This window comes from Immundisolibacter sp. (assembly GCF_041601295.1).
Taxonomy (GTDB): Bacteria; Pseudomonadota; Gammaproteobacteria; order Immundisolibacterales; family Immundisolibacteraceae; genus Immundisolibacter.
The window spans coordinates 1-16328 of record NZ_JBFIII010000073.1 but is presented as its reverse complement, the minus strand read 5'-3'; the positions used below and the strand labels follow the sequence as shown (position 1 = coordinate 16328).

The 16328-nt window shown below is 67.5% G+C and carries 12 protein-coding genes; all 12 read right to left on the bottom strand.

The features are described 5' to 3' along the window. Window positions 1-1556: glutamine--tRNA ligase/YqeY domain fusion protein (locus ABZF37_RS10350; protein ID WP_372719586.1), on the bottom strand; the 1556-nt coding region annotated here is incomplete at its 3' end. 94 nt (window positions 1557-1650) lie between these two features. Further along, the gene (locus tag ABZF37_RS10345; RefSeq protein WP_372719584.1) at window positions 1651-5343 is read right to left on the bottom strand and encodes a translocation/assembly module TamB domain-containing protein; all 3693 of its coding nucleotides are present in this window, start codon (window positions 5341-5343) and stop codon (window positions 1651-1653) included. Continuing rightward, the gene (locus ABZF37_RS10340) at window positions 5343-7094 is read right to left on the bottom strand and encodes an autotransporter assembly complex family protein (RefSeq protein WP_372719582.1); all 1752 of its coding nucleotides are present in this window, start codon (window positions 7092-7094) and stop codon (window positions 5343-5345) included. Before ABZF37_RS10340 ends, ABZF37_RS10345 begins: the two co-directional genes overlap by 1 nt. Continuing rightward, window positions 7091-8350 carry a YihY family inner membrane protein gene (locus tag ABZF37_RS10335; protein ID WP_372719580.1) on the bottom strand — a complete coding sequence of 420 codons (1260 nt, stop codon included), beginning with the start codon at window positions 8348-8350 and terminating at the stop codon, window positions 7091-7093. Before ABZF37_RS10335 ends, ABZF37_RS10340 begins: the two co-directional genes overlap by 4 nt. An 82-nt stretch (window positions 8351-8432) precedes the next feature. Continuing rightward, window positions 8433-9188 carry a co-chaperone DjlA gene (gene djlA, locus ABZF37_RS10330; RefSeq protein ID WP_372719578.1) on the bottom strand — a complete coding sequence of 252 codons (756 nt, stop codon included), beginning with the start codon at window positions 9186-9188 and terminating at the stop codon, window positions 8433-8435. After that, window positions 9188-10039 carry an ion transporter gene (locus ABZF37_RS10325; RefSeq protein WP_372719576.1) on the bottom strand — a complete coding sequence of 284 codons (852 nt, stop codon included), beginning with the start codon at window positions 10037-10039 and terminating at the stop codon, window positions 9188-9190. Before ABZF37_RS10325 ends, djlA begins: the two co-directional genes overlap by 1 nt. Before the next feature lie 20 nt (window positions 10040-10059). Further along, a complete protein-coding gene (locus ABZF37_RS10320; RefSeq protein ID WP_372719574.1) occupies window positions 10060-11823 on the bottom strand; it encodes a chorismate-binding protein in 1764 nt (587 codons plus the stop codon). Further along, complete coding sequence (locus ABZF37_RS10315) at window positions 11816-12583, bottom strand: TerC family protein (protein WP_372719572.1); 768 nt, start codon at window positions 12581-12583, stop codon at window positions 11816-11818. The genes ABZF37_RS10320 and ABZF37_RS10315 overlap by 8 nt, the downstream gene beginning before the upstream one ends. 23 nt (window positions 12584-12606) lie before the next feature. Beyond that, the gene (locus tag ABZF37_RS10310; RefSeq protein ID WP_372719570.1) at window positions 12607-13278 is read right to left on the bottom strand and encodes a glycerophosphodiester phosphodiesterase; all 672 of its coding nucleotides are present in this window, start codon (window positions 13276-13278) and stop codon (window positions 12607-12609) included. 8 nt (window positions 13279-13286) lie between these two features. Next, window positions 13287-13907, bottom strand: coding sequence for a carbonate dehydratase (gene can, locus ABZF37_RS10305; protein ID WP_372719568.1), 621 nt, complete (start codon window positions 13905-13907; stop codon window positions 13287-13289). Window positions 13908-13966: 59 nt separating this feature from the next. Then, a complete protein-coding gene (locus ABZF37_RS10300) occupies window positions 13967-15190 on the bottom strand; it encodes a CaiB/BaiF CoA transferase family protein (RefSeq protein WP_372719566.1) in 1224 nt (407 codons plus the stop codon). Between the two features lie 11 nt (window positions 15191-15201). Next, the coding region (locus tag ABZF37_RS10295) for a 3-oxoadipyl-CoA thiolase (protein WP_372719564.1) at window positions 15202-16328 on the bottom strand (1127 nt) is incomplete at its 5' end.

The window sequence follows — 16328 nt, the reverse complement described above, 5'->3', positions numbered from 1 at the left end:
CGGCCATCGCTCGCGTCAGCCAGCGCCGGCTCCAGCAGGCAGTTGCGCAGCACCTCCAGGGATGCCGGATTCAGCAGGCTCAGGTAGTCATCCTCCCCGGCCGGGTCAGGCACCGAAAACAGCCGGTCGTACAGGCGCACCTCGGCGCGCACGGCGTGGGCCGCGTCCACCCAGTGCAGCGTGCCCTTGACCTTGCGTCCGTCGGGCGCGTTGCCGCCGCGCGTGGCCGGATCGTAACTGCACACCAGCTCGACGACATCGCCGCTGGCCGGATCCGTCACCACCCGCTCGCAGCGGATGAAGTAGGCAAAGCGCAGGCGCACCTCACGCCCCGGCGCCAGGCGGTGAAAGTCCTTGGGCGGGTCGAGCATGAAATCGTCCCGCTCGATGTAGATCTCACGCCCGAACGGCAGCTGGCGGCCGCCCAGCTCCGGACGTTGCGGGTGATTGGGCGCGTCCAGCCAGTCGACCTGGTCGGCAGGATAGTTCTCGATCACTACCTTCAGGGGCCGTAGCACCGCCAGTGCCCGCGGCGCATCCTGCTCCAGCGCCTCGCGGATGCAGGTTTCCAGCTGCACCAGGTCGATCACGTTCTCCTTGCGCGTCACCCCCACGCGCTCGCAAAAATCGCGCAGTGCCGCCGCCGGCACACCACGGCGGCGCAGGCCGGATAGCGTCGGCAGGCGCGGATCATCCCAGCCGTGCACGTGACCACCCGTAACCAGCTCGTGCAGGCGACGCTTGCTCATCACCGTGTACGAAAGATTCAGGCGCGAGAACTCGATCTGGCGCGGGTGGCAGGGCACCGGCAGCTGGTCCAGGATCCAGTCGTACAGCGCGCGGTGGTCCTCGAACTCCAGCGTGCACAGCGAGTGGGTGATGCCCTCCAGGGCATCCGACACGCAGTGCGCGTAGTCGTACATCGGGTAGATGCACCAGGCATCGCCGGTTACCGGGTGCGGCGCGTGCTTGATGCGGTACAGCACCGGGTCGCGCAGGTTCAGGTTTGGCGAGGCCATGTCGATTTTGGCGCGCAGCACGTGGGCGCCGTCCGGGAATTCCCCGGCCCGCATGCGGGCGAACAGGTCCAGGTTCTCGTCCACGCTGCGCGTGCGATAGGGACTGTCACGGCCCGGCTCGGTCAGGGTGCCGCGATGAGCGCGGGTTTCCTCGGCGCTCAGGCTGCACACATAGGCCTTGTCAGCGCCGATCAGGTGCGCCGCGTAGTCGTAAAGCTGCTGGAAGTAACCGGACGCGTGGAACAGCCCATCGGCCCAGTCGAAGCCCAGCCAGCGCACGTCCCGCTCGATGGCCGCGACGTACTCGATCTCTTCCCTGGCCGGGTTGGTGTCGTCAAAACGCAGATGACAAACGCCGCCAAAGTCCCGCGCCAGACCGAAATTCAGACAAATCGACTTGGCGTGCCCAATGTGCAGATAACCGTTGGGCTCCGGCGGAAAACGCGTGACCACCTTTTGATGCTTGCCGCTGGCCAGATCCTGCTCGACGATCTGGCGGATGAAGTTGGTCGGCTGGGGACGGTCGGCGGCGGTCATAGGGCCTGCGATGAACATTAAGGAGCGCGAGTCAGGGAACGGCTATTGTAAAGAGGCCGCCGGCCGTGCGTTGGGGACGTCTGAAACGAGGCCCTCAGCGCTCGACCTTGTAGAGCAGATCGGCCGTCTGGGTGAGCCCGGAAAGCACCTCCAGCAGCAGGTGCTCCGACAGCGTATAGCGCAGAGTCACCGCATTTGCCTGATCGGCCAGGCCAACGCCATAGCCAATGTACAGCTGCGGCGTCAGGTAACGGCCAAGGGCCAGGTTGGCGCCGCCGTTGTCATCACTGCCAAGCTTGGCCTCGTCGAAACCCAGTGCCTGACCGATGCGTTTGGTGAGCGCCGAGCCACCGCGCATACCCACCGAGCTGGCGGCCTGCATCAGAAGATCACCCTGGGCGCTGCTGGCCTGCCGCAGCGGACGCCCCAGCACCAGGTAAGAGAGGATTTCCGACTGCTGCATCGGCGGTGTGGAGAAGAGCTGCGTATCGGGCGCCTTGGCGGTACCGCGCAGGCGTACCCCGGCGGTTACCTCCCCGACCTTGCGCGCGGCGGTAATGCGCAGGCCAGGGTTATCCGGCGGACCACCGGCGTAGCGCAGCAGCCCTTCAGTGACCGGCAGGCGTTGGCCGTAAAACATGTACTGGCCTTGCTCGACGCGAACCGTGCCGTTGGCGGACGTCGTACCGTCCTGGCCCTGACGCAGGCGCAGGGCTCCGCCCAGACTGCCAGCAAAGCCATGGGCGCTGACCCGCACGTCGTCGCCAAGCACCAGGCGCACATCGGCGCGCGCGGCCAGCGACCGGCCAGTCGGTTGCGCACGCCCGCGCACGACCACATCGGGCGAGACGGTCACGGCTGCCGGCGTGTCGACCACCTTGATTCGGGCATACGGCACCTGCACGCTGCCAGTGACGGCCAGCGCCTCACCATCGATGTTGAAATCCAGCACTGGCGTCACCCGCGCCTGCAGCGCCGCCGTGTCCATGATCCGGAAATTCTCGCCGCGCAGCGCCAACGCCGCCTGCAATCCACCCGGTGCATCGCGGCGACCGGTGCCAGTCAGCGTCAGGCTACCTTTCCCAGACTTGGCGCTGGCCGCAACCCGCACCGTCTGCTCCCCCTCGCCGGTCAGGTCCACGCTCAGCCCGGACAGTTCTATGCCGAGCCGGGGCAACGCTGCCTCGCCGTCGCGCACCCGCAGCACGCCCAGGATGTTCGGCGCCTGTGCCGTGCCGGTTATTTTCAGATCGGCCTCAAAACGTCCGGCCAGCTCCTCGACCCCCGGCAACCACGGTTCGGCAAGCCCAATGTCCGGCAGATGCGCCGCCAGTACGCCGCTGAGCGGTAACGGCGCACCCGGCGCCCCCGGCAACGCGGGCAGGCGCAGGGAAGCGGAAATCAGGTCGGGAGCGCCAACTGCGGCAAGGCGCGCAGCCATATCGGTGCCGTCAGCGCCGAAGCGGGCACTCAAGACCGCTGCACCATGCTTAAACTCACGCGGCTCGCCATCCGGTGCCGACAAGCTCAGACGGCCGGCCGGGACATCCAGGCGGGCCTCACCCAGTAACAGGCCATCGGCACGCCGCAGGTCAAGCTGCCCCCCCAGGCTGCTGTCCAGGCTGACGTCCGGGCCCATCAAACCCGCCAATGGCAGACGCTGCAACTCGGCCGCCAGTTGCAGCACGCGGTCGATCTGACTCCCCCCGGCGCAAAGGCGCGCCTGCTGCGCCTGCCAGCAGTGCTGGCCGACAACCTGTTGCGCACGGCGTAGCTCCAGGGCCAGCGGCTGGGCCAGATTCCAACGCGCCGGCGGCAGGCCATTCACAGTGCCGGTGGCAAACCGGCCGCGCCAGCCGTCATCCAGCACCGCGCCCGAACCCGCCAGGGCCAGCTGCCAGTCGCCGCCCTCCAGGTCGATCTGCACGTCATGGGCGCCGGCCCTGCCATCCGCGGACAGGCGCAGCGCCAGGCGCTGGTCTGCCACCTTGACGCCACCGGCAGCCACGCGCAGGCGCAAGACGTCCTGCGGACGGTTCAGATCGATGTCGGCATTGAGGCTTTGCGCCGCAAGGTCACCGTAACCGAGCCCCGCGGCATCAAGCTTCAACCTGGCGTGGGCGAATCCGGCCCCCTCAAGGCGCAGCATGGCGGTGAGGCTCCCACGCGCGCCAGGCAGCAGCTCCCCGGCTACCGGCACCGACAGATCGACCCGCAGCGGCTTGCCAAGGCCGACCGCGCCATCCGCGCGCAGGCGTGCCCGCCCCATCCGCACCGCGACCTCGTCGAGACTGAGTATTCCAGCGTTCCACGCCAGGGCCCCACTGCCGCCGAGCGCCTGGCCACGCAGCTGGCCGCTCAGCTCCGACAGGTGCAGCGCCAGCTGCTCGCCCTGCCCGGCCACTGACAGCACCGCATCGACATGTCCCGGCCACTGTGAGAAAAGCAGGCCGGGGTTGAATCCAGCGGCTCGCAGATCCAGCTCGTAGCCCGGCGTGGGCGACCAGTGCACCAGACCCTGCCCGTCCAGGCTGCCGCCCAGGACCCGGGCCGTCAGCTGTTGCACTCGTGCGCCCTTGCTGTCGCCGGACACACGGGCGGTCAGTGCTCCGGCCTGTCCTTGCGCCTGCAGCACCGCGTCCAGGGTCAGTAACCAGTCGGCCAGGTTGCCTTGCAGGCGCGCGCTGCCGGACGGCGAGACCACCTGCGCGGGATCAACCAGTGGCCAGCGCAGCTGCTTCCAGTCGACCAATACATCCATGGCGCTGGCAGCAAGGTCGATCTGACCGGCCAGATCAACCCGGCTGGCAGGGACATCGCCGAGCACCTGGGCATCGATCTGCCAGTGCCCGGTCTGGCCGTGCCCCTTCAGGTGTCCCCTCAGCGGCCCGGCCGGCGTGCCTGCCAGGCCGTACGCGACCACTACATCCGCATCCGCGCCACGGCCGTGCGCGCGCCCGTCGAGAGTCAGCAACCACGGCGGCAGCGCCGATCGAAATGCCGCCAGCGACTGGCCGTCCATTTGCATGCGTGCCTGCCAGGGCCCATTGGCCAGCGGCGTGTCGATACTGGCCACGAGCCGGCCCTGCACCGGCGAGGCGACACTGAGCGTGGCCTGCACGCTGCGCCTAATGGCACCGCCCAGATGGCCGGCGACTTGCCAGCGTGTCCCGTCGGCCGACTCCAGGCGCCCCTGCCACTGGCCTTCCAACGGGGCATCGCCAGCAAAGTCCAGGCGCAGCGTTGAGACAGCCGCCCAACCGGCGCCAAAGGCGGCCAGCTCGCGCACGTGCAGGCGGCTGCCGACCAGCGTCGCACCGAGCCGCAGTTCGTCGATGCGTAGCGGTTCGTTACTGCCGGTGGTGATCTCCAGGCCCAGCACCTTGAGTTGTGCCAGGGTGACGCTGCCGGGCACGGCAAACAGCGGCAGTGTTGGCGGCTCCGACGACGGCCCGGCCGCGCTGGCGTCCAGTTCAAGACGCAGTTTGTGCAGGGTGATGTGGCCCAGCGCCAGGCGCCGCTGCCACAGCGCGCCCAGATCAGGCGTCCAGTCGATGCCGGCCATTTGCGCCTGGCCGCCGTCGAAACGCAGGCTGACATCGCGCAAATGCAGGCCCTGCCGCAGGCTGCCGCTGAGCTCTCCATACTGCAGGCGCCCGCCGGACACTGCCTGGGCGCCTTTGAGCAGCAGTCGGGTGAACGTGTCGCTGCCAAGCGCGACGTAACCGGCAAGACCCACCACCAGCGCGAGTGCCGTAACCGGCCAGACTGCCCGCCAGACCCGCATCACAAATCCGGCCCCACGCTCAGGTGCAGGCGCAGCGGCGCGCCCGGCTCGGACACCGCGCTGGCGATATCGACCCGTACCGCGCCGATTGGCGAACGCCAGCGAACGCCAAAACCGGCGCCCCGTTTCAGATTCAGCCGCACGCCATCGAAGGCATTGCCGGCATCGAAGAAAAGCGCGCCGCCAAAATCACCAGCGAACATCCACTCATACTCAAGGCTGGCTACCAGCAGGTGTCGCCCGCCGGCGACATCCCCGGAACTGTCGCGTGGCCCGAGCTTCTGGTAGTCGAATCCGCGCACGCTCTGGTCGCCGCCGGCAAAGAACCTCAGCGACGCGGGTAACTCACCGAAACCATCGACCCAGGTCGAGCCCACTTCGACGCGCCCAAGCAGGCGCTGGTTGCGGCCAAATCCAGCGACGTATTTGCCGCCGACCCGTGCCTGGGCGAAGCTCAGATCCGACAGCAGGCCCGCCAGCGCGCCACGCAGAGTGAATTCCAGACGCCCCCCGTCGCGCGGCCACAGCGGATCGTCGCTGCGGCTTCCCAGCCAGCTGACGGATGGGATCAGCAGCTTGCTGTTACCGCGGTCGTCACCAGCCCTGAAGCTCTCGATCAGATAATCCAGACCCAAAGTGCGGCGCCAGGGTCCCTGACGGCGCATGTAAGCCGATTGCAGATTCAGGCTGTCCGAACGGGCGGTGACGGTGTCTTTCTGGCTCAAAGCCGCGCCGAACGTGAGCTGCTCCGCCCGGGGATCAGCCAGCGGAACACGATAGCTTGTGCCCAGCGTGCTGTCTTGCGGCGACAGCAGCAGGTTGCTGTCCAGGCTGTGACCACGCTGGTTGACGTAGCGGCGTTCGTGCCCGGCGCGCAAGCGAGGGCCACTATCCGTGGCAAAACCGGCTCCGGCACTGTAGGCATTGCGCGGGCGGGCGGTCAGGCTGACCTGGATCGGCACGGTCCCGGCCTGCCTGTCCGGGACCCCGGGCGTCACATCCACGCCGCTGAAATAGCCGCTATCGCTGAGCGATCCCTGGTAGCTGAGCAGGTCCGCCGCGTGGTAGGGCGTCCCCGCCTGCGGCGCGCCATAGCGGCGCAGCAGCGACTCATTGACCACCGTATCGTCCAGGGCGACAACACCAAAACGGTAGCGCGGCCCGCTGTCCAGCGTGAGCAGGACGCGCGCCTCGTAAACTTCGGGGTCCACATCGACCCGATGCAAGGTGTAGCGGGCGTCGAAATAACCGTACCCGAGGAGTGTTTCCAGCAGAGCCCGCTTTCCGCTGTCGTAGCGGGCATGGCGTAGCCGGTCGCCCACCTTGAGCGGAAACTGCGGCCGTGCCGCCTGCAACTCAAGATCGGCCTGGGCCGGACCGGCGACCGTCAGCTGCAGCTGCGAAATCCGCAATGGTGGTCCGCGCCGGACCTGGTAGTGTGCCCGCCAGCCCGTGTCGGTTCGCGTCAGGGTGGCGTGAGTCTGCGAACGGTAATAACCGCTCGCTTCCAGCGCAATGGCAATCTGGCGCGGGGCCGCGGCATGCGCCCGTCGCAGTCGGGATACCGAAACGCGCTTGCGGGCCGCCTCGGCGCTGATGTCGAGCGAAGCCAGAACGCTGTCGCGCAAGGTGTCGCTCAGTCCGTCGAGTTCCACCTGCACCGCGGGCGACGCGGCCAACGTCAGCGGTGCCATCAGCAGCAGGCACGCGCCCACCAGAGCGCGCCGCAGGCCGCGCAAACCGCGGATCATCCCTGGCTTCGTCCTTCGTTGTCACCGGTTCGCGCGCTGTGTGCGGTCAAGGCCTGCAACGGCCGGGCGACCATTTCCTCGTGGAACAGATCGCCGGGTGCCAACCCGGCGCGTCGACAGGCTTCACGATCCAGCAACAGACTATCGACCAGTGGCGCCAGCGAGATGGTTTGCGAATCGATCAGCAAAGCCCATCGCGAGCCGCCCCGCCGGGTCGATTCACTTACCTGACCAACCCAGCCGAGGGCCTCCAGCGCCAGCAAGACCTGCTCCAGGCGTTGCGGGTCCGCCGCCAGGCCACGCGCCAAAGTGGCCATGTCCAGACCACACGGCGGTTCCCGACGGGTCTCCTCCAGCCGGCGCACCACCTGTAGCGCGAGCAGGAAATCGGCACCGGCGGGTGCCACGGGCGCCATCACCCCGGTCCGCAGGGCCGGCAACCAGGCGGACACGATGGCGCCGCCCAGAACTACCAGCCAGCTCCAGTACATCCAGATCAAGGCCAGAGGCAGCGTGGCAAAGGTGCCATAAACCGCTGCATAAGTCGGCAGGCGGCCGATGTACCAGGCAAACAGGCGACTGGCCAGATTGAAAGCGACCGCTGCCAGAATGCCTCCGACCAGCGCGTCACGCCACAGCACTTCGGTGTTTGGCACCACCCGGTACACAACCGCCAGCAGGCCACCCATGATCAGCCAGGACATTAGCGTGCCGGCCAGCGCGGTAGCTCCGGGAACCGCGCCCAGCCAGCCCGATGAAAATGCCGCGGCCAGCGACAACTGGCCGAGCGCGAATGCCATCAGCAATGGCCCGGCGGTCAGCCAGGCCCAGAACAGGATCACCCGTTGCGCCAGTGGCCGCGGCCGGGCCGTACGCCAGATGCGGTTCAGTGAACGATCCACGGTCATCAGCAGCATGGTGGCGGTGACCAGCAGGCCGATCACGCCGGCCGCACCCAAGCCGGCGGCTTTTTCCGCGAACTGGTTCAGATAGCCGAACACCGTTTCGGCGATATTCGGCGGCAACAGGGCCTGCGCGAACCACACCTGTAACCGCTCCCGCATGTCGTCGAAGGCCGGAAAGGCCGTGAACAAGGCCAGCATGACCGCCAGCAGCGGCACCAGCGAGATGACGGTGGTGAAGGTGAGGCTGGCGGCGGCCTGAGTAATGCGTTCCTGTGCCAAACGTCGGCCAATGAAGCGCAGGCCGGCCAGGAACCTGTCCAATCGTGAATGTGTAATGTCTGTCGTTGGCATCAGGGCACCCTAGTCGATTTGTATGGGGGCTCGCCACCCGGTTCGGATGCTGCCGGGTAGATGAGCACGCCGCGAAAGCGGATCAGAATCCCCGGGCCTCACGCACGCGTCGGTAGGCTTCATTGATTCCCTGGGCACGCGCCGTCGCGCCCGCGTCGTCACCGGCCCGGTCCGGGTGGTGGCGGCTCATCAGTCGCCGATAGGCTCGCTTGATGTCGGCCACGTCGGCGTTTGGCGACACGCCAAGTAACGCGTAATCCTGCGCGATTCGCGGCGCGTTCGGGGCGCCCCGCCGACCGCCGCCGGTCGTCCCCTGCTGACCAAGCACGGCATCCAGAGCCGCGGCTGGCAGGCCCAGTTGCGACAGCACCCCAACCAGCGCCTGGCGCGATGACGCGGACAGGCGCCCATCCGCCCTGGCGATACCAACCAGCATTTCAAGAACAATGTGCAACTGGCGAATATCGATACCAACTTCGCGCCGGAGTTCATCCGCCGCGCGGGGCGCGGAAAATCCCGGCTGCTTGCCGGCCTCAAACCGGTCCATTGCCCGTTGACGCTGCGTCGGCGTCAGTACCAGGCGCTGCATCCAGGCCTCGGCGACAGCGATCTCCCGTTCGCTGACCCGCCCGTCGGCCTTGGCGATGTAACCCATCAACGCAAAACCCCGCTCGACCAGGGCATCCAGGGCCAGGCGTCGGCCTCGATGCGGCAGCGAACGGGTCGGCTCACGCGCCTGATCCACGGTATGCCCAGCAGCCACACCGAGCAGCGCGCCCAGTGGCCCACCCACCATCAAGCCGGCCACACCGCCGATCAGCTTGCCCCACAAGGCCATCAGACAAGCCTCGCCTCATCGTTGGCGGTCAGGGCCGAGCCGCAGTACTTGCAGTGCGACGCGTCCATGTCGTGACCCTCGCGCGCGCATTCGTCACAAACGCGCGTGGAGACCCCGTCACCGGCACCAAAACGGGCCATCTCAACTGTGACTATGCCGGTCGGTACGGCGATGATGCCGTAACCGAGAATCATCGCCATGCTGGCCAGAACCCGCCCTGCCGGAGTCACAGGCGAGATATCGCCATAACCGACAGTGGTCAGCGTGACAATCGCCCAGTAAATACTGGTCGGGATGCTGGTGAAGCCGCGCTGCGGGCCCTCGATGACGTACATCAGCGTGCCGATGATGACGACCAGGGTCAGAACTGTATATAGAAATACACTTATCTTTGGCAAGCTGGCTCGCACGGCAAGTCTCAGCACGGTTGCCTCGCGCAGGTAGCGGCCAAGCTTGAGCACGCGAAATACCCGCAGCAGGCGCAGTGCCCGCACCACGAGCAGCGCCTGGGTGCCGGTCAGCATCAGGCTGAGGTAGGTGGGTACGATGGCAAGCAGGTCGACCACGCCGAAAAAACTGCGGGCGTAACGCAGCGGCCTTGGCACGGTGATCAGGCGTATCAGGTACTCGGCGGTGAACAGCGCCGTGAACACCCACTCCGCTGCGTACAGGGCGGCCCCGAACCGCAAGTGTATGCCGGCGACGCTATCGAGCATCACCAGGCCGATGCTGATCAGAATCGACCACAGCAACAGCACGTCGAACAGCTTGCCGGCCGGCGTGTCGGCCTCGAAGATGATGTGATAGACACGATTACGCCAGCTGCCGAAGTCGCCGTCGGTTCGATGCATGTTCGCTGTACCCCTGTTCCTCATCGGTCGTGGACTGCGCACAAAGGCGGCACGGCCTGGGAACTCAGTCGCGCCGCCAGCCAGCCACGCACCGAGTTGAACACCGCGAGCCCCGCTACCGCGCCAAGGTCCTGCTTGTGCAGCACAGCCTCGCGCAGGCGGGCATTCCGTAACAGTACTGCCCGGTAGGTGCCTGGCAGTAACCCACAACGCACGGGCGGGGTCCACCAAACACCGTCCCGCAAAAACGCCACGTTGGCGAGCGTAGTTTCGGTGACCTCGCCGCGACGGTTCCACAACAGCACGTCGTCGGCAGCCGGCTGCCCGGCGCGGGCCCGGTCGTAAGGATCCCGCCGTGTCGTCTTGTGAAATAACATCGGGTCGGCAGCGTCCACCGGCGCGCCAGCCAGCGCCAGCGTCCACAGGCGCCGGCCCGGCCAGTCAAGAGGAGCGGCCTCGACGCTCAGTCCCGCGTCGGGATCCAGCATCAACCGTACCCGCTGCGGTGCCATCGAAAAACCGGCCGCTGCGGCCTGCAGCGCCGCCAGCGCTGTGCCGTCTGGCAACCGGACTCCGGCCCAGACGGCCGAATCCCGCAGTCGCCGCAGGTGTTCGTCGAGCAGGAAATAGCCCTCCCCAGGCGTCCAGCGCAAGGTCTCGATCAGCCCAAACGGAGTCGGCGGCCGGCGCAGGGCACGCGCCTTCAGGCGGCACTCGCGGTCCTCGGCTCGCGGCTCGGAGTCCCACACGATCCCGCTGCCGGTGCCGTACCCGGCCCTGCCCGTTTCGCGATCGACCGACAAGGTGCGGATGGCGACGTTGAAGCTGGCGCTGCCGTCCGGCGCGGCATAGCCGACGCTGCCGCAATAAATGCCACGCGGCGAGCGTTCGCGGGCCGCGATCTGGCGCATCGCCTGGACCTTGGGCGCGCCGGTCACCGAGGCGGCCGGAAACAGCGCCGCCAGCGTCTCGGTAAGCCCGGCCGCGCTCTGCGCGCAGACGCGGCTGATCATCTGCCACACACCGGCATGGCGCTGTACCTCGAACAGACGCGGCACGCTGACGGTGCCCAGCCGCGCAATTCGGCCCAGATCATTGCGCACCATGTCGGTAATCATCAGGTTCTCGGCCCGCTCCTTGGCCGAGTGGCGCAACGCGCGGGCCAGGCGCCGATCCTCGGCCAGCGTGCGGCCACGCCCGGCGGTGCCCTTCATCGGCCGACACTCAATATGCTCGCCGGTGCGCGCGAACAGCAATTCGGGGGAGGCACTCGCCACCACATGGCGACCGGTATCCAGGTAGGCCGCATGCGGCGCGCTGGCCGCGGCGTTGACAAACCAGGCCCACGGATCATCCTGCCAATCGGCATGCAATCGTTGCGTGAAGTTCACCTGATAACACTCACCGGCGCCCAGCGCGTCCTGTATCTCGGCGACTGCGACCAGATAGTCGGCGCGCGTCAGTTCGGCGCGCCAGCGCGGCAATTCGGGGGCGGCGACGACGGACCACGCATAGTCCCGCACGGTGCGGTAAAAACCGAACCAGAGCAGGGGGAAATCGCCGGGCGCGCGCACCACCAGCGCCGGATCAAATGCCGGCGCGGCCTCGTACGCGAGCATGCCAACGGCATAGCATCCGCCAGCCAGAGCCTGCTGCACCTGTGCCAGTGCCGGCAGCACTTCGGCGAGCGTCGCCGCCTGTACTTGTCCCAGGGGTTCCCCGAATTCCTGCCAGCGGCCCTCGGCGTTGCGCAGCAGGGGGCCAGCCGGCGCCTGCTCAGACATCCGGTCCGCCGTCATCCACATAGGCACGGCGCAGCTGCACCGGCTGGGCGGCCCGCCCGCGGACGCGGATGTTGATCATCTCGACCGCCACCGAGAAGGCCATGGCGAAGTACACGTAGCCGCGCGGAATGTGCATGTCCAGGCCCTCGCCGATCAGCGCCACACCCACCAGCACCAGAAAGCTCAGGGCCAGCATCTTGATGGTCGGGTGCCGTTCGATGAAGTCGTGAATGGCGCTGGCCGCCACCAGCATGATGCCCACCGCAACAACGATGGCGATGATCATCACCGGGATGTCGTTGGCCATGCCGACCGCCGTCAGCACCGAGTCGATGGAGAACACGATGTCCAGCAACACCACCTGCACAATGACCGCGGCAAACGACACCACGACCCGGGCCGAACTGACGCCCTGCTCGCCTTCCAGGCCGGCATGAATCTCCAGCGTGCTCTTGGCAATCAGGAACAGCCCACCGGCCATCAGGATCAGGTCGCGGCCGGAAATCTCGTACCCCAGCAGGGCGAACAGCGGCTCGCTGAAGCCCAGCAACCAGGTCAGCGACAGCAGCAGCAGGATGCGCATACCCATGGCCAGGCCAAGACCAATGCGACGCGCCTTCTCCCGCTGAGCGGCCGGCAGCTTGGCCACCAGAATGGACAGGAAAATGATGTTGTCGATGCCAAGCACGACCTCCACCGCGGTCAGCGCGAGCAGCGCCACCCAGGCTTCGGGACTCGCCATCCAGCCAAAGAATTCCATGTCGTCTCCGATGAAAAAATCTGTCAGCGGTAGTCCGCGTGGTCCGTGAACACGCCGTCGACGCCCAATGCCGCCATGCGTTCGAAATCAGCCGTTGCGTTGACGGTAAACACCCACAACCGACAGCCCGCCTGATGTGCCGCCGTCACGGCCGCCGCGTCGACAGTTGCCAGGGCGCAACCGATCACGGCCGCGTCCAGCTCGCGCGCAATGGCACACGCGGCTACGTCTACCTGCTCGGTCAACACACCCAGCGGTACACGCGGCAACGCGCCATGCAGTTCCCTCAGTTGCCCCCAGTCAAAAGAGGATGCGAGCAAATCCTGGGCCCGCCAGCCATCCGTCAAGGCTTGATTCAAGATCACCAGCAACCCTGAGGCCACGCCAGGACCTTTAAGTTCCAGGTTCAGCCCGCAGCGATCCCGGCACAGCGCGAGCATCTCGTGCGGCAACGGAATGCGCTCACCGCCACCCGCGTCGAGCGCGCGCAGCGCCGCGAGCGTGTGCCCCGCCACCGGACCGCGACCGTCGGTCGTGCGCTCCAGGGTCCGGTCATGGATTACGACCAGCCCGTCGACACAGGCCTGCACGTCCACTTCGACCCAGGCTGCGCCGCGCTCGATGGCGCGACCGACGGCAGCCAGGGTGTTTTCGGGCGCCTCACCGCTGGCGCCGCGGTGGGCGATGCGCAGCACGTCGCGGTTCAGGTGGCGCCGGCTGCCACCGGCTCGGCCAGGCCCGCGCGACTGACACCGAGGTCCTTCACCAGGCCATCGGCAATGCCGTAGATCCAGCCGTGCACGGTCACGTCCTGGCCGCCGGCCCAGGCCGCGCGCATCACGGTGCTGTCGCATACCGACTGCACCTGCGCGCGTACGTTGTGCTCGCACAAGGCATCCAGGCGCTGGTCCGCGGGCAACGCGTCGATGTGCGAACACGCCCTGTGCACGGTTTCGATATTGCGCAGCCAGTTGTCGATCAGGCCCAGCGGACGACCGTCCAGCGCCGCCTGCACTGCACCGCAGCCGTAATGCCCGCAAACAATGACGTGACGCACCTTGAGCACTTCCACCGCGTACTGCAGCACCGCCAGGCAGTTCAGGTCCGTCTGGTGCACCAGGTTGCCGACATTGCGGTGCACGAAGATATCGCCCGGCAACAGGCCGACAATCTGGTTGGCCGGCACCCGGCTGTCGGAGCAGCCTATCCACAGGTATTGCGGCCGTTGCTGGCCTGTCAGCTTGCTGAAAAAACCCGGGTCACTGGCTTTCACACGCTCCGCCCAGGCACGGTTGTTGACAAGCAGATTATTCAGGTCGGACATGGGAAAACGCTCATAGCTCCAGCACGCGACAGTGGCGCCGCATCGTAATTATGCCGGTCTCAGACCACTCCCGCGGCCTGCAACTCGGCGACCTGCGCCTGACTGCGGCCGAGCAGATCGGTCAGGACCTGCTGCGTATGCTCGCCCAGGCGCGGTGGCGGCAGGCGGTAGCTCACCGGCGTTTCGGCAAACCTGAACGGGCTGCCGACCAGCGGCACCTGTCCGGCCGCCGCGTGTGGCAATTCAATGCGCATGCCGCGCGCCTGGACCTGCGGCAACTCGAACACCTGCGCCATGTCGTTGATGCGCCCGCACGGCACGTCGACGGCGCACAGCGCTTCTTCCCAGGCGAGCGCCGGGCGGGCGGTGAAAATCTCCTGCAAGCGGGCGATCAACGCCTCCCGGTTACGTACCCGACTGCCTGTGGTGGCATAGCGCGGATCGTCCGCCAGCGCCGGCACACCGGCCACCGCGCACAGGCGACGGAACTGTGTGTCGTTGCCGACCGCCAGCACCAGCGGCCCGTCGGCGGCCTGGAACACTTCATAGGGCACGATATTGGCGTGGGCGTTGCCGTAGCGGCCCGGCACGGTGCCGCCGATGAAGTAATTCATCGCCATCACCGCCATGCTGGCCACCTGCACGTCCAGCAGCGCCAGATCGATGTACTGCCCGCGTCCGCTGACGCCGCGCTGCACCAGCGCCGCCAGCACGCCGATGGCCGCATGCATGCCGGTGGTCAGGTCCGCGTAGGCGATGCCCAGCTTCTGCGGCCCGCCGCCGGGGCGGTCGTCCCGCTCTCCGGTAACGCTCATCAGCCCACCCATGGCCTGGATGATGAAGTCGTAACCAGGCCGCTGCGCCAACGGACCGGTCTGCCCAAAGCCGGTGATCGAGCAATACACCAGACGCGGGTTGATACTGGCCAAATCCTCGTAAGCCAGGCCATAGCGGCTCAGGTCACCCACTTTCAGGTTCTCCAGCAGCACGTCGCTGACCGCCGCCAGCTCGCGCACCAGCGCCTGCCCCTCGGGCCGGGTAAAGTCCACCGTCACCGATTTCTTGCCGCGGTTGGTGGCAAAAAAATAGGCCGCGTCGGACGTGTCCTGCCCGTCCCGGTCTTTCACGTACGGCGGCCCCCACGAGCGCGTGTCGTCGCCGCGACCGGGGCGCTCGATCTTGATCACCTCGGCGCCCATGTCGGCCAGCATCTGGCTGCACCAGGGCCCGGCCAGCACACGCGACAGGTCGAGCACGCGCAGGCCGGCAAGCGGTCCTGCCATGCTTCCTTCCATCAGGCGCGCTCCAGGATCACGGCCAGGCCCTGCCCCACGCCGATACACAGGCTGACCACCGCGTAGCGGCCACCGCCAGTGGCAAGCTGGCGCGCCGCGGTCAGCGCCAGGCGCGCGCCCGACGCGCCCAGTGGATGGCCGATGGCGATGGCGCCACCGTTGGGATTGACGCGGGCGTCATCGAAAGGCAGTTCCAGCAGCTTCAGGCAGCCGAGCACCTGCGCCGCGAAGGCCTCGTTGATCTCGATGACGTCCATCTGGTCCAGACTCAGCCCCGCACGCTGCAAGGCCTTGGGAATGGCCAGCGCCGGGCCGATGCCCATCACGCGCGGCGCCACGCCCACGGCGGCGCCGGCCAGCACGCGCGCCAGGGGTTTGATGCCCAGCCGCTCGCCCAGCGCCCGGCTGCCCACCAGCAGCGTCGCTGCGCCATCGTTGATCCCGGAGGCATTACCGGCCGTGGTCACGCCGTCCGCACTCAACGGCCGCAGTTTGGCCAGCGACTGGGCGGTGCTTTGCGGGCGCGGGTGCTCGTCGGCGCTGACCACGACCGGCGGCGCCTTGCCGCCGCCGGGCACCGCGACGGGCGTGACCTCTTCCGCAAACAGGCCTTCCGCCAATGCCCGCGCGTAACGGGCCTGCGACCGCGCCGCGTAGGCATCGGCGTCTTCGCGGCTGATTCCGAATTCGGTCGCCACGTTGTCGGCGGTCTGCGCCATGCTGTCGTCGCCATATTCGGCGCTGATGCGCGGGTTCGGAAAGCGCGCGCCGATGGCCGAATCGAACACCTTGAAGTCGCGACTGAAGGCCTGTTCGGCCTTGCCGACCACGAACGGCGCCCGGCTCATGCTCTCCACGCCGCCGGCCAGGTACAGCTCGCCCTCGCTACAGGTGATGGCGCGCGCCGCATCCAGCACCGCCGCCAGCCCGGACGAGCACAGGCGATTGATGGTCTGCCCCGGTACGGTTTCTCCCAGACCCGACAGCAGGGCCACGTGCCGCGCCACGTTGCGCGCGTCCTCGCCGGCCTGGCAGGTACAGCCCAGCAGCAGGTCCTCGACCGGCGCACCGGCCAGGCCGTAGCGGTCCAGCACCGCGCGCGTCACCTGCGCAGCCAGATCGTCCG